Here is a 19,787-nt window from a genome sequence, read left to right as displayed (position 1 = left end):
GGCAATGGAATTGACAGACACTTATTTCGACAGAAATCATCTCGCTCGGCACTACGCCACCGTGGAAGATTTCGCATCTCGCTCCCGCGCGTGGGAGACGCTCGCGAAGACATCGATCTCACAATGGTATGTCGACACGCTCGCGAAATATTCCTTCACGGAGGTCTTGGACGCCGGTTGCGGCCACGGACGCTTCAGCGTCGCTCTGGCGCAGGCGCGGCCCGTGAACATAACGGCGCTCGACATCGCCGAGGAGATGGTCGAGGCGACGCGCCGAGCGCTCGGCGACAAAGCCGGCAATCATGGTTTCATCCAAAGCTCGATCGACGAGGCGCCGTTCGAACGCGGACAATTCGACCTCGTGCTGGCCAATCTCGTGCTCCACCACGCGCCGGACATTCGATCCTCATTCGCGCGTATCGCCGAACTGACGAAGTCGGGCGGCCATGTCGCCTTGCTCACGGCGGATTTCGATTGGATGAGCGAGCTCAACCGATTCCAAGACGAAGCCCTGCTCCGATTGGGCTTCGCCCACGATCATCCGGCCTTGGCCGCGCCCGGCACGAACCGCTTCTGCGCGGCCAACATTCGGCTGTTCTCGCCGGACTCGTTGACGTTGGTGGAAAAACCCTGGTTCGACGGAACGATGACCTTCCCGACCATCGATGCTCTGCTCGACTTCTACGTTCGAACCTTCCGTCACAAGAACGTCGCTTCGCAGGCCGGCGGCGACGTGCTTCGCCGCGCGGTGCGGGAGATCGTCGAAGAGCATGTCGAACGTACCGGCTCGCTGGATGTATCCAGCAGCGTCTACCTCTACATCTTCCAAAAGCGCTGACCTGTCGCGTCGACCGGCCGCATTCGTCAAATCCAGGCGCGGACCCGGATCTCGACCGAGGGGCTCGCGTCCAGATTCACTCCACGGAGGGAGCATGACACAGCTCGATCCGGCGCCGACCTATGAGGTCTATGCGCTGCGTTACGCGACACAGCCGGATCGGGTGGCCCGCGAGGCCTATTTCCGCTGCGATCTCCCCGAGACGCCGGCTCCGCAAGACTATTTTGTCTGGGCGATCCGTGGCGATGGAAGAACGATTGTCGTCGACACCGGCTTTTCCGCATCGAGCGCGCAGAAGCGTGGACGCGAGCTCCTATGCCACCCGGTGGAAGCCTTGGCCAGGATCGGGATCGACGCATCAACGGTGCGAGACGTCGTGCTCACTCATGCGCATTATGATCACGCCGGAAATCTGGCGTCGTTTCCAGAAGCGCGGTTTCATGTTCAGGACAAGGAAATGCAATATTGCACCGGCAGGCTGATGCGGCACGACATTCTGCGCCGCACTTTCGATGTCGCGGACGTGATCGCCCTGGTGCGCCTCCTCTACGAGGGGCGTCTCATCTGCCATGACGGCGATGTAACTTTGGCGCCGGGCGTCACCCTGCATCTCGTCGGCGGCCACACGCTGGGCCAGCAGGTCGTGCGCGTCGCCACTCGGCGCGGCCCCATCGTGCTCGCCAGCGACGGCGCGCATTTCTGGGCGAATCTCCTAGATCGCAATCCCTTTCCGATCCTCGTCGATCTGGGAGCGACGCTCGAAGCATTCTCGCTCATCGAGCGTCTTGCCGCGAGTCCGGAGCACATCGTTCCGGGACACGATCCGACGGTCCTGACGCGATTTCCAAAATGGCGCTTCGAGGCGGACGTCGTCGCTCTACACGAAGAGCCGCTCTAGAGATTTCCTCTCGAGCGATCACAATTCGCCAGACTTTGGACCGGACGCGGCGCCGAGCGCCGGCCAACAAATTCTCGACGCGTCCAGGGAGGCGCAACCATGACATCCTTCGATCTGTGGACGCGATATTTCTCGGGATGGCGGCTCGTCACGGTCATCATCATGCTCTCTACGCTTCTGAGCCTCGGCGCCGTAGGCGCCTTCCCGGGAGTCGAAGGCGTCCGGCTCATCGTGTCGATGACGGCCAGGGCATCCGCGATCTTTTTCTGCCTCGCCTTCTCGGCCTCGGCCTTGCACGGGATCTCTCCGACCCCTTGGAGCCGATGGCAGCTTCGCAACCGGCGCTATCTGGGCTTCGCCTTCGCCGGCCTCCAGACGCTGCATGTCGTGGCTCTCATCTCCTTCGCGACCCTTGCGCCCGCCTCATTCGAAACTGCCGTCGGCGGAATCGTCATCGGAATTTTCGGCATAGCCGGATATATCACAGTGGTCGCGCTGGCCCTCACATCATTCGAGCCCACATCAAAAATGCTCGGGCCCGAGCGGTGGCGAACTCTGCATCGATCCGGCTCGTATTTCATCTGGTTCATCCTGGCGGTCGCCTTCGCCCTGCATCTTCTCCGCGCCCCTTCGCTGATCTATGCGAATGTCGAAATGGCGATGCTGCTCGCCTCCCTCGTCCTTCGGCATATCCCACGTCGGCGAGGCTCGATCCAGGACGACCATAGCATGACGAGGAGAGCCGTCATTCATTCGTAGTGGAAGCTCCGCCGCGCCCCACATTCGCCTCAAGAACGGACTCTGGCTCGGTGGGCGGTTCTGGTGCGAACGGCGTGAGCGGGACATAGTCCTTCCGTGGGCGCAACCGGACGCTGGGGCTATGGGCGATGCTGAGGGTGTCCCGCTCCGGTTCGCACCAGAACCCGCAAAATCACGCTCGACGGATATCAGGCGTCACATCGGGCGGCGCGTGAGCTTCTCGTACAGCATCGAGGAGGCGCACGGACTCGAATTCGATCATCGAAATACCTGCATAATCTCATTGAGCAGGATCATCGATCTATCAAACTTCGTTTGGGGCCTATGCTCGGGTTCAAGCGATTCCGACATGCGGCGATCACGATCGCCGGCATCGAACTCATGCATCGCATCAGAAAGGGTCAATTCGCGCTGAGCAGATTTAGAGCCACCGGGACAACTGCGCCCGAAATCTGGAGTGCGGTGCTCGCTGCCTGATCCAAACGAACTGCCGGACCCCATCACGTAGCTATCGGCAAAAATTGCACCGCGACCATCGGCGGCTTGTCGGCAGATGGCCTCAGTCTTCGATGTCGAACGCTACGATCCCGCGAAAAATCTGAAGCGCGTGCGCGATCTTTGGGTCGGCATGGACACGCCGGACGGGAGATAAGGCGGAGGCGCCTTTCGGTCTCACGCAATATCAGCGGCGGCTCATCGATTTCGCTGGCCCATATCGGCGCCGCAGCGCAGATCCGACATGAGCCTTCGCTTGCGGCCCAGCATGTCGTCATCGGTCTTCGTCGCCTCGTCGTGACGCGAAACGCCGAGCGCGGTCGCATCCGCCTTTTCGAAGAGAGCGATCTCATTCGTCGCGCAAAGAGCGCGAATCTGGTCTTCCTCTAGATAGGTGAGATCGAGAATTTTCGGCCTGTTTCGCAAGAAAGGGTCATTGCGAACGAGGTCCGCGGCGAACAAAAGTCGCGACTTGTCGACGATCACGAAATCCGCGTCGGTACGAGCGATTGCGTCGGCGGCCCTCGCATAGGGTTCGACGAAGCGCTGCGCTTGGATGAGATGGGCGGGAAGCAGAACGAGCGCGCCGATGACGCAGCCGATCGCCAGCGTCGATCCGAGCTCTCGGCTAGCGCGTGCATTCGCGCGCGCGGCGAGGTCGACCCATCCATAGGCCGCGAGCAGCGAAAAATTTCCGAGCAGCCCGTGCAAATAGCGATATCCCCAGCCATGACCCTGATAGGGGAGGACGATGAACATGGCGATGAGCGTGAGGCAGACGCCGGCCGCGAGCTCCCGGGCGATTCCGGAACCTTCGCGTATCTGCGTGTAGGAGAGAATGACCAAGGGCAGGAGAACAGGATTTTGCCAGACGACGAATCGCAGAATGTTCTTCGCCATGAGATCTGCGCCCGACCATTGGAAGCTCGTCAGAAGGACGAGGACGCGCGCGATGAAATAGACGAGTCCGACCTCGTCCGACGTTTCCATGGAGACGCCGCGCCATAAGGCGAGCAATTGCCAATAGCCGATCCAAAAGAGAAGCGCGATCGCATAGGAGCCGATATAGGCCGCAGCGACGCTTCGCCGTTGCGATATCCAAAGACGCAGGATGAATGGCGCGGCGAAGAGCGGATGAAAGATCGTTTGATGAAGTCCGATCGCGAAGGCCCCGACGATGATCGCGGCGGCGTGTCCGGCTTTGTCGTCGCGTAGAAACAGCCAGAGCCAGAGCATGTCGAGAGTAAGATGGGCGGTCATCGCGTAGCTCGTCATCGAGCCGACGATCAGCTGCGAGGAGGTCGCCGTCAGCACGGCGGCGACGAGCGCCGGAGCCGGATCGGACGGCCAGAGGCGGCGCGCGACTGCAAAAACGGCGATGACGGCGAAGGCGGCGAGAAGCGGATTGGTCGCGGCCGGATCGATGAAGCCGACGAGCGCGCGCAACGCCGCATTGCCCGGCAGATAGGCGGAAACGAATCCATCGATCTGGTCGATCGGGACCATGAAAGTCGGCGCGAGCGCCGTCGCGAGGGGGCGATGCTCGGGAGCTATGGGCGCGATCAAATGACCGGAGCGGAAGATCGTCGCGTCGAATTCCGCCAATATTTCATCGCGTGACAGATGATAGTCGTGAAATATCGAATGCGTTCCGACGACCCCGCAAACGAGAACGAGAAGCGCGAGCAGCGAGACGGCCGTGACGCGGCGAGACGGTTTCCCGAGACAGCCGAAGCTCCGAGGAAATGTCGGCCGCGCGATGGCGAGGATCGCGAGGAGAAGGGCGACGCCGATGAGCCATGGCGCATCCTGACTGCGAAAAAAATAGGTCGTCAGCCAAACGAACTTCGGCTGCCTCACTGTGTCGATATAGACAGGCTCGGTCAGGGAGGCGACGCCGACGCCGAAAAGGACGAGCGCCGATGAAATGATTGTCGCGCCCTTCAATGTCCGATGAAATGCCGCGTTCCGGCGTTCTGCGTCGCAAGACGTATCGAGGTCGGACATCGTTTCTCTCTATCGTTGGCGCTTCGGCTATGGTTCTGGATGTGCGACCAGTCGCCTCAAAAGTGTCGCATAACGCTCCGCCGAAGCGCTCCAAGAATATCGCGAGCGACAGAATTCGGCGCGTGCGAGACGCGATCGCCTCGGGTTCTCATCCGGCTCGAGCAGCCGGGATGTCGCCGCTGCGAGCGCCGCGGCGGTCGCTCGCGGAGCCTCGTCGTCGATGACGACCTTGGTCAGAAATAGTTCGGCGGCTTCATCTGCGGCGGCGGTGTCGGCGCCGCAGACGATCGGCAGACCACAAGCGAGCGCTTCTTGTATGACGAGCGGAAAGCCTTCGCCGACGCTCGGCAGCAGCAATAGGTCGGCGGCGCGATAGAGGGGGGCGAGCGACGCGCCCGCTAAATTTCGATAAACGCGTATGTTGGGCAGTCGCCATTGCGCAGGATCGATGACGCCCCAGCCGGCGAAGACGAACAAGATGTCGGGACGTTCGCGCGCCAGACGCTCGAGTCGGAGCAGGCCCTTTTTTTCGACGAAGCGTCCGACGAAAAGAGCGATAGGACCGGCGGCGGGCAGGCCGAGATCGGCCCGCGCCGTAGCCCTTTCGGCTTCCGATTCGGGAGGAGAGAAAATGTCGGCGTCGACGCCGTTGAAGACGAGCCGAGGCGGGCACCGATAGGGGATGGCTTCGAAATAACGTCGCGTGAGATCGCTGATGAAGACGATCTGATCGGCGCGGCTCAGAAGCGGAACGGCGACGAGTCGATTGGCGATCGCCATGAGCGATCGGAGAATGGGATTGCGATAGGGAACGACGCCGATATGCTGCACGACGAGGAGCGGCTTGCGAAACAAGCGCGCCGCGAAAAATGCGGCGACGCTGGTCAAATAGAGCGCGTCATGGACGATGACGACGTCGGCGTTGCGCACTTGCGCGAAGATCGAGCGAAAGGCGCTCGGAAACAGAAGCGGATAGGGAATTTTGGCGATCCGTTCGACGATGTCGGAAGCGGGCAGCTCGCGCTGCGCGAGGTTGGACGACGGGTCGCCGCCGTTGCTTTTTCCGGTCGCGAGCCAGACGATTTCGAAACCGAGCGGCGACAAGGCCCTCGCCAGCGCGCCGGCGACGATCTCGACGCCGCCGCGACGCGTTTCGAAGTAGTGCGACAGCATGGCGAGTCGGATGACAGGGCTGCGCATCTTCGCGCGGTCGGTCAGATCGGTCGCCATTTCATGCTCGTTTCGAGGCGATTGGGAAAGACCATCGCCTCGACGCCGCGACGATAGTCGCCGTCGGAGACGATTTCGTACGCATAGCCGGCGTCATGCGCGAGCGTCCGCCAATCTTCGGCGCAGAGATAGGAGGCGCTCACCATTCCGTTGAAGGGAAGATTGCCGATGAGATCGAGCGCGGTGAGCCGCGCGGTGTCGAGCAGGCCAGTAGAAAGATGATCCTTGATGTAGAGAGGGCCTGCGCCGGCGACGCGGCGACATTCGCGCATCAGAGGACGGCGAAGCGGAGCCGGAACATGATGCAGAACATTGAAGAGGATGACGCATTCGAAGGAATTATCGGGAAATGGAAGCGTGCGGCCGTCATAGATGGACGTTTCGACATCGAGTGACGGCAGGAATCGGTTTTCGACGTCGACGGAGGCGATGTGATCGAGGCCGAACAGCGACTTGATCGTATGGGCGAGGAGCCCGGTGCCGCCGCCGACATCGAGGGCGCGACGATGCGATTTGTCCCATACGCGACGCAGATTGGAGAGAGCCACAAATTGATAGATCGGCTTGCGCCAGGAATAGACAGGCGCATGGGGCGACATGCAGCGCGTCAGATCATCGAGCGTGAAGCGTTCCATGCAATTATCCTCGGCTCGTGGAACGCAGTCCCTGCAGGGGCGCGCGGACGCGCGACAGCGCCCATCTCGTGCAGTTGTAATTCCAGAGCGTTATCAGAATCGTGGCGAGTGGCGCCGCGATCGCCATGGGGAGATCGGCGAGATCGCCGAGAATATAGAGAGACGCGAACCAGAGCGGACAATTGGCGAGCATGGCGAGAGCGTAGCGCGCAAAGGAGGGCCAGGACGCCGCCGCGTCGAAGGTGATCGAACAATGGAGGACGTATCCGATGACGAGAATCGGCCCGAATGCGAGAAGCGTCGCCCAGATATAATGAACGCCGACGAAACCAAAGCCGATGACGGAGATGTTGTTGAGAAGCGCGCAGAGCCCGCCGACGAGGATAAAGCGCGGCAGTCTCATGGGGAGAGCCGGATCGGCCGACACAGCACGAGGTACACACATGCATTGTCGCGCGTGACCCAGTCCGGTGTGATCGCGTCTTCGAGCAATGCGCGAAAATTGAGGACTATGGCGAGCGTTCGGCCGATGACACGGCCGAGGATCGGCAGCTTTGCGAGGGCATGGTAGCCGCACGTCAGCCTGAGCAGCGTCGTCCAGGCGGGCAGCCCGATCAGAGGCGCGCATTCGATGGACTCGAATCCATGTGCGGCGAGCTCCGTCAGCAGGCCGGGTCGCGTCCAACGGCGATAGTCCTCTGGATGCGGATAGTAGAACCAATTGCCATGTGTCGATAAAATCAGCCGGCCGTCGGCGCGCAGCAGCCTATGCGCTTCGCCGAGATAGGAGCCGACATCGGCGACATGCTCCAGTAATTGAAACGACAGGACGATATCCGCGCTCGCATCGGGCGCGTCGACGCGGCCGCTGGGATCAATCGCAATGTCGGCATTCGCGAAATCCGCGCCGCGATAGGTCGCGCCGAGCGCGTCGAAGATCGGCTTGTAAGGTTCGGAGCCGCATCCCAAATCGACCGCGACGGCGCCGGGCCGCACGATCCGCGCGGCGACTTTCTCGATGCTGGCGCGCATCGCGCGGAGCAAAAGCCAGTCCGTATCGAAAATGCGGGGACGAAGGCGACGGCGGGCGTCCTCCGTGATCATCGATCAGCCGCCTTCGCCGCTCGATCGAGACGCTCGACGTCCTCGCAGGTCCCGATGGGCGAGCGCACGGAGCGTCGTCGCGTATCGGACCAAGTCTCGGCTTCGGCTCGGTCGATGAAATTCGCTTCATGGCCATTGACGATCGCCAGCAGGAACCCGGCGAGCGCGTTTTGCGCGCCGATCACGATCAACGTCGTGCCGACGACGGCGGGAAGAACGGTGCCGATCGGCTCGAAATTACGGCTCGACCAATAGCCGAAAACAGACAGGAGAATCAGGAGGCCAGAAGCGAAGAAGACGCTTCCTGCGACGAGCATCGTCTCCAGCGAGAACCAATCGGCGACCTTGTCCTCCCACCAAGATGGGGCGCGAAAACCTTGTCGCCGACCATAGAAATGCGTCGCGGCGGCGAGAACTGCGGCGGTGTGTCCGAGGCCGAGCAGAGAGCCTGCGAGAATCATCCAATAATTGCCGAAAGGCGATTTGTTCTCGGTCAGCGCGGCGACGCCGGTCAGCGTCAATATCCCCAAGGAGACTGCGATCGCCAGAGCGGCCGGCGCAGCGAAGGCCCAGTCGGGACTGAACATCAGGAGATAACGCAGATGTCGCCATCCGTCGCGCCACGGCCGCAGATGCGAGGGCCGATCGCGCCGATCGCGCGAGAGCGTCACCGGGACCTCGACGATATGCTGCTGTTTGAGCGCCGCCTTGATGATCATCTCGCTCGCGAACTCCATGCCGCGGCCCGTGAGATCGAGCCGTTCGAAACAGGAGCTGGTCAAGGCGCGCAAACCGCAATGGGCGTCGCTGACGCCCGCGCGGAAAAACAGATTCAAGACGAAGGTCAGCGCGGGATTGCCGATGTGGCGATTTTTCCAGGGCATCGCTCCTCGTTCTATCCGCCCTTTGAAGCGCGAGCCGACGCAAAGATCAGCGCCGGCGGCGAGGCGGCGCACCATTTCGACCGATTCCCGAAAATCATAGGAGCCGTCTGCGTCGCCCATCACGAGATAGGCGCCATTGGCGCAACGGAGCCCTGCAATGAGCGCGGCGCCGTATCCGAGCTGCTCGACGTCGACGACCCGCGCGCCGAGCGCGCGCGCGATCAGCTGGCTGCCGTCGCGGCTTCCATTGTCGGCGATCACGATTTCGCCCGACAATCCGAACTCGCGGCTCATCGTCTCGAGCGCCTCCCGTGCGTTGGCGATGCAGTTGGGCAGGCAGCGGGCCTCGTCGAGACACGGCATTATGATCGATACGTCGATCTTGGTGGACGCGCTCCCTAAAACAGCGACCTGCGTCATGCTCAAAAGTCTCGGATAGCCACGCTCACGATATGTCGAGAGATTGGTTAGCATTTCGTTAAAGCCGCTGGCTTTCGCCGCGTGGGAAGCGCGTCGCGCGCGCTCGCCGCATGGACGTTTTCCGATTCTTCTACCGGCGCCTCGAAGGGTCTTGACGCGAGGCGTCGCTTAAGCTTCTTTTCAATCGTCGATACTAGTGATTTGCTTCATCTGAACCCGAGAATTCGAAGAGCGAGCATGCAGGCTCGCTTCTCGAGACTTGTCAATTCATCTGACGCAGACTGCCGGCGCTGTTCTCGTTTCTTCGGCCATTGGCGCGTTTCCTATGAGTTTCCTATGACTCTCTATGCATTGAAGCCGCGGTTTCAGGCTTTGCTGAGGCCCGCGGTCGCGCGGGCCGTCGCAAACGGCGTCACCGCCAATCGGGTCACTGTCGCGACCGCCGCGATTTCTTGCCTTCTCGGACTGGCGCTCGTGTGGAGCGATCGGCCGGGGCTTTTTCTCGTGCTGCCGCCGTGGCTGTTCCTGCGCATGGCGCTCAACGCCGTCGATGGGATGATGGCGCGGGAATTTCGGCAGCAGTCGCTGCTCGGGATCTATCTCAACGAGATCTGCGACGTCGTCTCCGACGCAGCGCTCGTCATTCCCTTCGCCTCTGTGGCGCCCTTCGACCCCTCATGGATTTTCGCTGTCATATTTCTCGCCGCCATCTCGGAATATGCCGGCGTGATGGGGCCGCTCGCCGGGGCCGGCCGCCGCTATGACGGTCCCTTCGGCAAGAGCGATCGGGCATTCGCCTTCGGCGCGCTCGGCCTCGCCGTCGGCCTGCTCGGCGCGCTGCCGCAATGGGCCGGCTGGATCATGCCGTTCTTCTCGCTTCTTCTCGTCGTCACCACGATCAATCGAGTCCGTCGCGGGGTGGCGGAGGCCGGGCTCCGAAAGGATGTCGCATGACACGCATCGCCGAAGACGGTCGTTTCACGACGCATGACGGGGTCGAGCTCTTCTATCGCCGCTGGCCGGCGACGGCGGAACGCCGGGGCGCGGTGGCGCTCTTCCATCGCGGTCACGAGCATGGCGGCCGGATGGCGCATCTCGTCGACGAGCTCGATCTGCCCGAATTCGACGTCTACGCCTGGGACGCCCGCGGCCATGGCCGCTCGCCGGGCGCGCGCGGTCATTCGCCGTCCTTCTCTCATAGCGTGCGCGACGTCGAGAGCTTCGTCTCCCATATAGAGCGCGCCCATGGCGTGGCGCGCGCCGATATCGCCGTGGTGGCGCAATCGGTCGGCGCGGTTCTCGCCGCGACTTGGGCGCATGACTATGCGCCGCGAATTCGCGCGCTGACGCTCGCCGCGCCGGCCTTTTCGGCGAAGCTCTATGTTCCTTTCGCGCGGCCGGGACTGGCGCTGCTGCGCCGTCTGCGCGGCGATTTCGACGTCAATTCCTATGTGAAGTCGCGCTTCCTCACTCACGATCCGGCGCGGCGCGCGAGCTTCGACGCCGATCCTCTGATCTCTCGCGCCATTTCGGTCGATAGTCTGCTCGGGCTCTATGAGGCGGCCGAACGTGTGACGGCGGATGCGCGGGCGATCGCCATTCCGACTCAAGTGCTGATCGCCGGCGCCGATTTCGTCGTTCGTTCCGGCCCGCAGCATGAATTTTTCGTGCGCCTCGGCAGCCGTTCGAAGGAGCGGCGGACATATCCCGGCCTCTATCACGATCTGCTCGGGGAGGCCGATCGCGGTCCCGTCGTGGCCGATATTCGCCGTTTTCTGCTCGCCCGTTTCGCCGAACCGCTGGAGACGATCGATCTTCGCGACGCCGATCGCATCGGCTACACGCGCGACGAGGCCGATCGGCTCGCGACGCCCTTGCCCGCTTTGTCGCCGCGCGGCCTCTGGTGGTCGGCCTATCGCGCCAATCTGAAATTGGGCGGCCTCCTCTCCGAGGGGATAAAATTGGGCCACGCCACCGGATTCGATTCCGGCTCGACGCTGGACTACGTCTATCGCGACGCCGCCAATGGCGTCGGCGCGATCGGACGAACGATCGATCGCGCCTATCTGGACGCGATCGGCTGGCGCGGCATAAGGCGGCGAAAACTGAATGTCGAAGAGCTGATCCGCCTCGCGCTCGCTCGTCTGCGGGCGGACAGCGCGCCGGCCAGAGTGGTCGACATCGCCGCCGGCCATGGGCGCTATGTGCTCGAGGCGCTGACCGCCGGCGTCGAGCGGCCGGAGTCGATCCTGCTGCGCGATTATTCCGAGCTCAATGTCGCCGCGGGCGCGAAGCTGGTCGCTGAAAAAGGCCTCGCCGACATCGCCCGTTTCGAGCGCGGAAACGCTTTCGACGGCGATGATCTCGCCGCCCTCTCGCCGCGCCCCACATTGGCGATCGTCTCCGGTCTGTATGAGCTTTTTCCCGACAATGCGCTCGTCGCCGGCTCGCTGGGCGGCCTCGGCCGCGCCATCCCCGCCGGCGGATATCTCGTCTACACCGGCCAGCCCTGGCATCCGCAGCTCGAGATGATCGCCCGCGCGCTCACCTCGCATCGCGAGGGGCAGGCCTGGGTGATGCGGCGGCGCACGCAGGCGGAGATGGATCAGCTGGTCGCCGCCGCCGGCTTCCGCAAGATCGAGCAGCGCATCGATCCTTGGGGCATATTCACCGTATCGCTGGCGGTGCGCGAAGCGGAGGCCGCGTGACAGCCCTCGACTCGAAAAAGGATGCGCATCGCTCGGCCGCGCCGCCATGGCGCTCGCTCCTCGCGCAGGACGGATTGCGATGAGACCTCTCGCCGCCGCCGCCACGCGGCGCCTCATCGCCGGCTTCGCGCGCGCCGTCACCGGCGTTTCGGCCGATTGGCGCGGCTGCCGGCCGGAGCCGCGGCAGCGGGTCTATTTCGCCAATCACGCGAGCCATGGCGATTTCGTGCTGATCTGGACGGTGCTGCCGCCGGAGCTGCGCCGGGTCACGCGGCCGGTCGCTGCGGCCGAAATTTGGGACGGCCGGGGGATCGGCGGCTTCATCGGACGCGAAGTGTTCCGCGCCGTGCCCATCGACCGCAAAGGGGTGGATCGTCTCAACGCCGCGATGGCGGCCATGTCGGCGGCGCTCGACGAGGGCGCCTCGCTGATTCTCTTTCCCGAGGGCACGCGCAATACCGGAGAGGAGCCTCTCCTGCCGCTGCGATCGGGCCTGTTTCACCTCGCCATGGCGTTTCCGCAGATCGACTTCGTGCCGGTGTGGATCGACAATATCTCGCGGGTCATGCCCAAGGGCGAATTCCTGCCCATTCCGCTCCTGTGCAGCGTCACATTCGGCGAGCCGCTCGCCGTCGATCGGACCGAGGAGCGCGCCGCTTTTCTCGATCGCGCGCGCGGCGCTCTGCTCGCTCTGAAGCCCAAGGACCTCGTCGCGTGACCCGTATCGTCGATTTCCTCGCCGCGCAGCATCCGGCCGTCTGGCTCTTTCTCGGCGTCGGCGTCATTCTGATCGTGGCGACCGCCATTGGTCGGGAGCTCGCCCGCCGCGCCGAGGGCGAGCCGTCGCCGACCATCGACAATCTCAACCAGCGCATCGCCGCCTGGTGGGTGATGGTGGCGGCGATCGGGCTCTCTTTCCTCTTCGGCCTCGGCGGCGTGATCCTGCTCTTCGCCTTCGCCTCCTTCGGCGCGCTGCGCGAATTCGTCACGCTCACCCCGACGCGCCGAGGCGATCACTGGGCGCTCGCCTCGGTCTTCTTTCTCGGCATTCCGGTCCAATATTGGCTCGTCTGGGACCAATGGTACGGGCTCTATTCGATCTTCCTGCCGGTCTATGGCTTCCTGTTCCTGTCCATGGCGGCGGCGCTGCGTGGCGACACCACGCATTTCTTGCGACGCGTCGCCTTTCTGCAATGGGGAATGATGATCTGCATCTTTTTTCCCTCGCATGTGCCCGCGTTGCTGACCCTCGACATCCCCGGCTATGAAGGAAAGGGGCTGCTGCTCATCGCTTTTCTGGTGATCGTCGTGCAGGGCTCCGACGTGCTGCAATATGTGTTCGGCAAATTGTTCGGACGTCACAAAGTGGCGCCCAATCTGTCGCCGTCCAAGACTTGGGAGGGGCTCGTCGGCGGCGTCGCGACGGCCACGCTGCTCGGCGCGGCGCTGTGGTGGATCACGCCCTTCTCGCCGCTCGCCGCCGCCGGCATGGCGCTGGCGATCTGCGCGCTCGGATTCTTCGGCGGGCTGGTGATGTCGGCGATCAAGCGTGATCGCGGAGTCAAGGACTGGGGGCATATGATCCGCGGCCATGGCGGCATGATCGATCGCCTCGACAGCGTGATATTCGCGGCGCCCGTCTATTTTCATCTGATACGCTATTGGTACACGCTTTGACGCGGCGCCGATCGCGAAGCCTCCTCGCGCGCCGCGCGCCTGCGCGAGACGAAATGAGTTTCCAAAGGGGAGAGTGACAGCGACCGCCGAGGCGAGCATAGTAGCGCTCTTGCCTGGATGACGGCGCCGGGGAATTCGCGAGCGACAGCGAGCAGCCGATGATGATGACATTCCTCAGCCGGTTCAGCATCCCGACGAAGATCGCCGGCGGCTTCGGCGCGCTCATCTGCCTTTTGATCGCCGTCGCCGCCATCTCCTATCAGGGGCTCACCGCCGCCCGGAGCGATTTCGGCGAGTATCGACGCTTGGCGCGGCAAAACAACGCGCTCGCTCGCATCCAGACCAATCTGGACGAAATTCGGCTGCACGCCGACGAGTGGCTCCTCGGGGGGCGCGAGGAATCGATCCGGCGATTGCGCGACGAGGCGGCGCGGTCCGTTTCCGGGATCACCGAGGCGACGCGGCTGTTCGAGGGCGATCGCCGGGCGCTGGACGTTTTGAGGCGCATAGAGGCCGACGGGCGAGATTATGTCGCGACCTTTTTCGAGCTCGTGAAGCTCGGCCGGCCGCTCGCGAATAGCGACGACAAGAGCCGCCGCGCCGACGCCGAGACCAATGAGAGAGATCGCCTGCTTCAGGATCTGCTGAACCGGCTGGGCCCGGCTATGGACTCGGCGATCGAGACGATGCGATCCGCCAATTTCGCTGCGCAGGACGCTCTCGGACCTCGAGCCGCGATGGAAATAGATCAGACGGCGACGGCCGCGGTCGCGGCTTCGGCGGTCGCTCTGGTGATCGGCCTCCTCGCCGCCGCCCTCACCAGTGCGGCGATCATCCGGCCCATCACGACGATGACCAGCGCCATGCGGCAATTGGCGGAGGGAGATCTCTCCGTCGCCATTCCGGCGCAGGACTCGCGCGACGAGATCGGCGTCATGGCCTCGGCGCTGCAATTTTTCAAAGAGGCGCTGATCCGCCGCGAGAGACGCCGCGCGCTGAACGCCGAATTGGCGGAATTGTCGATCGCGCTGCAGCTCGCGACCACGCCATCGGCCTTCGCCGAGCAGCTGCTCGCTTTTCTCGCGCCGCGGCTTTCGGCGGGACTGGCGCTTTTCTTCGTCCGCGACGCCGACAAGGAGAGATTCCACGCCGTCGGCGGCTATGCCTGCGACGCGAGCGCGGCGTTGAGCAGATCGTTCGCGATCGGCGAAGGCTTGCCTGGACAATGCGTCGCCAGCCGGCGCATGATCGTCGTCACCGATGTGCCGCGCGGCAGCCATTTCATCGGCTCGGGATTGTCCGCAGGAACGCCGGATGTCGTCGTCTGCGTTCCGGTCGGCGCGGCGGAAGGGATATCGGGCGTGATCGAATTCGCCCGCTATGGCGAATTCCCCGACATTCATCGCGAGCTGCTGGACCTCGTCGTTCCCATTGTCGCGCTCAATCTCGGTCTGCTCGAGCGCAATCTCGAGACCAGCGCGCTGCTGACGCGAACCAGCGCGCAGGCCGAAGAATTGCGCGCGCAGACGGATGAATTGCAGACATCCGAGGAAGAGCTTCGTCTTCAACGAGAAGAGCTGCAGATCGCCAATGATCGGCTGGCGGAAAAGAGTCGCAAGCTCGAGGAGCAGGCCGGAGCGCTCGAGGCCGCCAAGCTCGAAGCCGAAATGCGCGCCGACGAGCTGGCCGAGACGAACCGTTACAAATCGCAGTTCCTGGCCAATATGTCTCACGAATTGCGCACGCCGCTCAACAGCATATTGATTCTCGCCAATACGCTCGCCGAGGACGAGAAGCTCGACGCCGACGAGATCGAATCGGCGAAAGTCATCGGCGAGAGCGGCAATCATCTGCTCGCCTTGATCAACGATATTCTCGATCTCGCCAAGATCGAGGCCGGAAAGCTCGAGCTCGTCGACGAGAGCATCCGCCTCGACGAGATGTTGAATTCGGTGGCGCGGACATTCGCCGCGCAGGCCGAGCGCAAAGCCGTCGCTCTCGTCGTCGAAGCCGATCCCGCGACGCCGCCCGTCATCCGCGCCGATCGTCGACGCCTGGTTCAAGTGCTGTTCAATCTCGTTGGAAACGCGGTGAAATTCACCGATCGCGGCGAGGTGCGCGTCGTCGCTTCGCCGGCGGAGGGCGGCGTGCGGATCGCCGTTTCGGACACTGGCGTCGGGATCGCGCCGGACCAGATCGAAACCGTCTTCAGCGCCTTCCACCAGGCCGATGGCGCCGCCTCCCGCCGCTATGGCGGGACGGGCCTCGGCCTGACGATCAGCCGCGACCTCGTGACGCTGATGGGCGGGCGCGTCGAGGTCGCGAGCACGCTCGGCGCCGGCAGCGTCTTCTCCGTGTTCTTGCCGGCCGACTCGGCCGCGCGGGCGGATGATCGGCTCGGCGCGGAGCGCCCGACCGCGCCGGCGGCCGATGCGCGCCGCATCGAGGAGCGTCCTGCGCCCGCCGATTCGACGATCCTCCTCATCGAGTCCGATCCCTATCTCGCGGCGATTCTCGGCGAGCTGATCGCCGGATCCGGCTATCGCATCGTACATGCCGACAGTGGCGAAGCCGCGTCGCCGATCGTCGCGCAGGTCGCGCCGACAGCCATTCTTCTCGATCTCGACCTGCGCGATCTTCCGGGGCTGGAGGCGCTGCGGCGGTTGAAGTCGGATTCCGCCGCCGCGCGAATTCCCGTCTACGCCATCGCATCGAATGTCGAGGACGCGCGCGCGGCGCGATCCGCCGGCGCGATGGGAAGCATCGACAAGCCGGTCAAGCGCGACGAGGTCTTCGCCGCGCTTTCGAGGATGCTCGACAGCCGCTTCGCCGCCTCTGGGCGACGCCGCGTTCTCGTCGTCGACGACAACGCCCATGACGCCCATGCGCTCAGAACGCTGTTCCGACGCGACGCCATCGATATCGTCGTCGCGAGTTCCGGCGATGAAGCCATCCACCGGCTGATGGACAGCTATTTCGACGCGGTGGTGCTGGATCTGATGCTGCCCGACATGTCCGGTTTCACGCTGCTGGAGCGCGTTCACGCCGAGCCGGGCGCGCATCCTCCGGTGGTCGTCTATTCCGCCCATGATCTGACGACGGAGGACATATATCGGCTGCGCACATTCGCCGAAAGCGTGGTTTTCAAAGGTCGCGCCGACAGCCGGCTGCGCGAGGAGGTGCTCCAGGCCATCGAAGAGCCGAACGCCGATCTCGTCATCGTGGATGCGCCGGCTCCCGCGCTCGGCCGACGTCTGCTACTCGTCGACGACGACCCTCGCAATCTGCTCGCGCTCTCCAAGAGCCTGCGCGCCAGAGGCTTCGACATAGAGGTCGCCGTCAATGGAGCCAAAGCGCTGGAGATTCTGGAAGGCGCCAAATTCGACGCCGTGCTCACCGACATCATGATGCCCGATATGGACGGCTATGAATTGATCGGCCGTATGCGCGCGCGCTTCGAGAGACTGCCCATTGTCGCGCTCACGGCCAAAGCGATGCCGGGAGACGCGGAGCAATGCCTGCGAGCGGGCGCGACCGCCTATCTCGCCAAGCCGATCGATTCCGATCGCCTCTTGGAGACGCTGGCGCGATGGCTGATCTGACCCGCCGGCTCGCGAGCCGCAACGAGATCGAGGATGTCGAGGTTTCGCTGGTGCTGACGGCGCTGGCGCAACGCTGGGGATATGACTTCACCGGCTATGCGCCTTCCGCCGTCAAGCGTCGACTCGCGCGAATCTGCGAGGCGCATGGCGCCGCTCGCGCGCTGGATCTTCTCGCGCCCATGCTCGCGGACGAGCGTATCGCTTGGTCGATCATTCATGGCATGTCGGTTCCGACATCGGAGTTCTTCCGCGATCCGGAGGTGTGGCGCTATTTGCGCGAGACCATCATTTTTCAATTGGAGAGCTTTCCGCGCGTCAATATTTGGCAGATCGGCTGCGGCCGCGGCGAGGAGACCTATTCCTTGGCGATCCTGCTGCACGAATTGGACCTGGCCGCGCGCGCACGGCTGATCGTGACGGATTTCAACGCCGAGCTTCTGGCCGCCGCGCGCGCCGGCGCCTGGCCCAATAGCGAGCTCGACGCTTGGAGACGCAACTATCTCGCGAGCGGCGGCGTCGGCGAATTCGACGAATATTTCACGATCTGCGGCGATCAGATCATCGCGGCCGACAGACTGCGGCGTCCGATCGAATTCGCCCAGCACAATCTCGTGACCGATGACGTCTTCCTCGAAGCGCAGCTCATTGTCTGTCGCAATGTCTTGATATATTTTGGCGTCCCTTTGCAGGAGCGCGGCCTCGATCTGTTCGGCAGGAGCCTTCAACGCGGCGGCTACTTGTTATTGGGCCGCTCGGAAGCTATTTTCGAAAGCGCTGGAACGCTCGATGATTTCGACGTCGTGCATGATAGTTATCGAATTTATCGCAAGCCCGTGCGGGCGCGGCCGCGAGTGGGCGTCTGAAATTGACCGGCTTCCCGAGGACCGCTCGTGACATCATCGATCAAGATTCTGATTGTCGACGACGACGCGCCGACGCGGCTCGCGATACGCAAGGCGCTGAACGGCGTGAAGATCGAGATTCAAGAAGCCTCCAGCGGCTTCGACGCTCTGTCCCTGGCGCTGGCGCATGACTATGCGGTCATCCTGCTCGACGTTCGGATGCCGGATATGGATGGGCGCGAGGTCTGCGCGCGGCTTCGCTCCACGCCCCGAACCGCGAAGACGCCCGTCGTTCTCCTCACCGCCGCTCTCGTCGCCGCGGAGGATGCGCTCAGCGGCTATGCGGAGGGCGCGACCGATTATCTGATCAAGCCGATCAGCGGCCAATTATTGCGCGCCAAAATCCAGGTTCTGCTGCGCCTCCATATCCAGCAGGAGAGCTTGCGCAAGGCGATCGAAGCCGCGGACCGCGCCAAGGCGGAAGCGGAAAGAGCGAGCCTCGCCCGCTCCAAATTCTTGATGGCCGTGAGCCATGATCTGCGTCAGCCCGTCCAATCCCTCGTACTGGCGCAGGCGATGCTCCGGCGCCGCAGGGACAATCCGGATTTCGTCGCGAAGGCGCTCGACATTATGGACAGCGCCTTGACCGGGCTCAACGGCCTCCTCTCCGGCGTCATCGATCTCTCGCAATTCGACGCCGGCGTGGTGACGCCGCATATGGGCTCCGTCGACGTGACGCAGCTTCTCGCCCGCTTGTCGCGCGAATATTCGATCGCCGCGGCCGACAAGGGCCTGCGCCTCGCTTTGTTCCGAGGCCCTGCGCGACAGGTTCGCGCCGATCCCGTTCTCCTCGAGCGAATGATCCGCAATCTGATCGAAAACTCTCTGCGCTACACGAAGCGCGGCGGCGTTCTGCTGGCCGTGCGCCGTCGATCGGAACGTCTCACGATCGAGGTGATCGACAGCGGCGTCGGCATTCCCGAGCAACAGCAGGAGCTGATTTTCGAGGAGTTCTATCGCCTCGGCGACCCCGCCGGCGAACGCGCGCAAGGATTGGGCCTCGGTCTCTCGGTGGTCGCGCGGCTCGCCCGCCTCATCGGCGCAGAGATCAAAGTGACATCGAGAGTCGGCCGGGGCTCGCGCTTCTCCATTCTTCTGCCGTTCGACGAAAGGACTCGGCGAGTTCCCTATCCGCAAACCGCGGAGCAGCGATGCATTCTGCTGATCGAAGACAACGCCGCCTTGCGCGCTGGCCTCGTGACCATGGTCGAAGGATGGGGATATGGCGTTTTGGCTGCAGATACGGGAGAGGGCGCCTTCGACCTCTTCACCGAAGCGCGAGCCGATATCGACGCCATCGTCACCGACTATCATCTGGGGCCCGGGCAGACCGGCCCGGTCGTCGCCCATCGCATACGCGAGCACGCCGGCCGAGCGATACCGACGCTGATCATGACCGGCGACACCAATCCGGCCCGCATCGCCGACGCCCAGGCGAACGGCTTCGAAATGCTCCACAAGCCGATCGGGGCCGAGGAATTGCGCCGTAAGCTCGCCTTGCTCGTGAATGGCGAATCCGCCTCTCGCGCCGACCTCGCAATGTGAGGCTCTGTCGCGAATTTTTCTCGCGGGTCGGTTGGGGCTATGATCGCCGGGCTGGGGCAGGCGGAATAGCGTGATGATCGATT

General features: G+C 63.4%; 16 protein-coding genes and 1 pseudogene. 11 read left to right on the top strand and 6 right to left on the bottom strand.

Features of this window, described 5'->3' with window-relative positions; all coding sequences use genetic code 11:
- Positions 1-4 precede the first annotated feature (4 nt).
- The 4 genes and pseudogenes from KP010_RS18875 to KP010_RS18860 form a co-directional block, all read left to right on the top strand.
- Positions 5-838: a class I SAM-dependent methyltransferase gene (locus tag KP010_RS18875; RefSeq protein WP_185966491.1), complete on the top strand. Its 834-nt coding sequence runs from the start codon at positions 5-7 to the stop codon at positions 836-838.
- 94 nt (positions 839-932) lie between these two features.
- The gene (locus tag KP010_RS18870) at positions 933-1,736 is read left to right on the top strand and encodes an N-acyl homoserine lactonase family protein (protein ID WP_142862842.1); all 804 of its coding nucleotides are present in this window, start codon (positions 933-935) and stop codon (positions 1,734-1,736) included.
- Between the two features lie 99 nt (positions 1,737-1,835).
- The gene (locus tag KP010_RS18865; RefSeq protein WP_142862841.1) at positions 1,836-2,495 is read left to right on the top strand and encodes a ferric reductase-like transmembrane domain-containing protein; all 660 of its coding nucleotides are present in this window, start codon (positions 1,836-1,838) and stop codon (positions 2,493-2,495) included.
- Positions 2,496-2,663: 168 nt separating this feature from the next.
- Positions 2,664-2,972 (top strand): annotated as a pseudogene (locus KP010_RS18860) (DDE-type integrase/transposase/recombinase); the annotation flags it as partial.
- Between the two features lie 216 nt (positions 2,973-3,188).
- Here KP010_RS18860 and KP010_RS18855 read toward each other — a convergent pair.
- From KP010_RS18855 to KP010_RS18830, 6 genes are read right to left on the bottom strand one after another with little or no spacing between them, the layout of a single operon-like run.
- Positions 3,189-4,997, bottom strand: coding sequence for a hypothetical protein (locus tag KP010_RS18855; RefSeq protein WP_185966490.1), 1,809 nt, complete (start codon positions 4,995-4,997; stop codon positions 3,189-3,191).
- 27 nt (positions 4,998-5,024) lie between these two features.
- Positions 5,025-6,227, bottom strand: coding sequence for a glycosyltransferase family 4 protein (locus tag KP010_RS18850; RefSeq protein WP_142862839.1), 1,203 nt, complete (start codon positions 6,225-6,227; stop codon positions 5,025-5,027).
- Positions 6,212-6,862 carry a class I SAM-dependent methyltransferase gene (locus KP010_RS18845; protein WP_142862838.1) on the bottom strand — a complete coding sequence of 217 codons (651 nt, stop codon included), beginning with the start codon at positions 6,860-6,862 and terminating at the stop codon, positions 6,212-6,214. Before KP010_RS18845 ends, KP010_RS18850 begins: the two co-directional genes overlap by 16 nt.
- 4 nt (positions 6,863-6,866) lie before the next feature.
- A complete protein-coding gene (locus tag KP010_RS18840; protein ID WP_185966489.1) occupies positions 6,867-7,265 on the bottom strand; it encodes a GtrA family protein in 399 nt (132 codons plus the stop codon).
- The gene (locus tag KP010_RS18835; RefSeq protein WP_142862836.1) at positions 7,262-7,966 is read right to left on the bottom strand and encodes a methyltransferase domain-containing protein; all 705 of its coding nucleotides are present in this window, start codon (positions 7,964-7,966) and stop codon (positions 7,262-7,264) included. The genes KP010_RS18840 and KP010_RS18835 overlap by 4 nt, the downstream gene beginning before the upstream one ends.
- A complete protein-coding gene (locus tag KP010_RS18830) occupies positions 7,963-9,270 on the bottom strand; it encodes a glycosyltransferase family 2 protein (RefSeq protein WP_142862835.1) in 1,308 nt (435 codons plus the stop codon). The genes KP010_RS18835 and KP010_RS18830 overlap by 4 nt, the downstream gene beginning before the upstream one ends.
- A 336-nt stretch (positions 9,271-9,606) precedes the next feature.
- Between KP010_RS18830 and KP010_RS18825 the strand changes: the two genes are divergently transcribed.
- From KP010_RS18825 to KP010_RS18795, 7 genes are all read left to right on the top strand, one after another.
- Positions 9,607-10,224, top strand: a complete 618-nt coding sequence (locus tag KP010_RS18825; RefSeq protein ID WP_216281317.1) for a CDP-alcohol phosphatidyltransferase family protein — start codon at positions 9,607-9,609, stop codon at positions 10,222-10,224.
- A complete protein-coding gene (locus KP010_RS18820) occupies positions 10,221-11,978 on the top strand; it encodes a bifunctional alpha/beta hydrolase/class I SAM-dependent methyltransferase (RefSeq protein ID WP_142862834.1) in 1,758 nt (585 codons plus the stop codon). The genes KP010_RS18825 and KP010_RS18820 overlap by 4 nt, the downstream gene beginning before the upstream one ends.
- Before the next feature lie 79 nt (positions 11,979-12,057).
- Entirely contained in the window at positions 12,058-12,696 is a 639-nt protein-coding gene (locus KP010_RS18815; RefSeq protein WP_108918463.1) for a 1-acyl-sn-glycerol-3-phosphate acyltransferase, read from the top strand.
- Positions 12,693-13,655, top strand: a complete 963-nt coding sequence (locus tag KP010_RS18810) for a phosphatidate cytidylyltransferase (RefSeq protein ID WP_246659831.1) — start codon at positions 12,693-12,695, stop codon at positions 13,653-13,655. Before KP010_RS18815 ends, KP010_RS18810 begins: the two co-directional genes overlap by 4 nt.
- Positions 13,656-13,813: 158 nt before the next feature.
- On the top strand, positions 13,814-17,257 hold the full coding sequence (locus KP010_RS18805; RefSeq protein ID WP_216281316.1) for a response regulator: 3,444 nt from the start codon (positions 13,814-13,816) through the stop codon (positions 17,255-17,257).
- Complete coding sequence (locus tag KP010_RS18800) at positions 17,245-18,120, top strand: protein-glutamate O-methyltransferase CheR (protein WP_185966521.1); 876 nt, start codon at positions 17,245-17,247, stop codon at positions 18,118-18,120. The genes KP010_RS18805 and KP010_RS18800 overlap by 13 nt, the downstream gene beginning before the upstream one ends.
- 27 nt (positions 18,121-18,147) lie before the next feature.
- Positions 18,148-19,704, top strand: coding sequence for a response regulator (locus KP010_RS18795; RefSeq protein WP_142863394.1), 1,557 nt, complete (start codon positions 18,148-18,150; stop codon positions 19,702-19,704).
- The last annotated feature ends 83 nt before the right edge of the window (positions 19,705-19,787 follow it).

The organism is Methylosinus sp. KRF6 (genome assembly GCF_018887255.1).
GTDB classification, from domain to species: domain Bacteria; phylum Pseudomonadota; class Alphaproteobacteria; order Rhizobiales; family Beijerinckiaceae; genus Methylosinus; species Methylosinus sporium.
Note: the sequence above shows the minus strand (reverse complement) of the source record. Positions and strands in the feature narration are given on the sequence as shown.

Coding starts and splice junctions, on each gene's coding strand:
- KP010_RS18875 (WP_185966491.1), top strand. CDS start 5: ATGGAATTGACAGACACTTATTTCGACAGAAATCATCTCGCTCGGCAC.
- KP010_RS18870 (WP_142862842.1), top strand. CDS start 933: ATGACACAGCTCGATCCGGCGCCGACCTATGAGGTCTATGCGCTGCGT.
- KP010_RS18865 (WP_142862841.1), top strand. CDS start 1,836: ATGACATCCTTCGATCTGTGGACGCGATATTTCTCGGGATGGCGGCTC.
- KP010_RS18855 (WP_185966490.1), bottom strand. CDS start 4,997: ATGTCCGACCTCGATACGTCTTGCGACGCAGAACGCCGGAACGCGGCA.
- KP010_RS18850 (WP_142862839.1), bottom strand. CDS start 6,227: ATGGCGACCGATCTGACCGACCGCGCGAAGATGCGCAGCCCTGTCATC.
- KP010_RS18845 (WP_142862838.1), bottom strand. CDS start 6,862: ATGGAACGCTTCACGCTCGATGATCTGACGCGCTGCATGTCGCCCCAT.
- KP010_RS18840 (WP_185966489.1), bottom strand. CDS start 7,265: ATGAGACTGCCGCGCTTTATCCTCGTCGGCGGGCTCTGCGCGCTTCTC.
- KP010_RS18835 (WP_142862836.1), bottom strand. CDS start 7,966: ATGATCACGGAGGACGCCCGCCGTCGCCTTCGTCCCCGCATTTTCGAT.
- KP010_RS18830 (WP_142862835.1), bottom strand. CDS start 9,270: ATGACGCAGGTCGCTGTTTTAGGGAGCGCGTCCACCAAGATCGACGTA.
- KP010_RS18825 (WP_216281317.1), top strand. CDS start 9,607: ATGACTCTCTATGCATTGAAGCCGCGGTTTCAGGCTTTGCTGAGGCCC.
- KP010_RS18820 (WP_142862834.1), top strand. CDS start 10,221: ATGACACGCATCGCCGAAGACGGTCGTTTCACGACGCATGACGGGGTC.
- KP010_RS18815 (WP_108918463.1), top strand. CDS start 12,058: ATGAGACCTCTCGCCGCCGCCGCCACGCGGCGCCTCATCGCCGGCTTC.
- KP010_RS18805 (WP_216281316.1), top strand. CDS start 13,814: ATGATGATGACATTCCTCAGCCGGTTCAGCATCCCGACGAAGATCGCC.
- KP010_RS18800 (WP_185966521.1), top strand. CDS start 17,245: ATGGCTGATCTGACCCGCCGGCTCGCGAGCCGCAACGAGATCGAGGAT.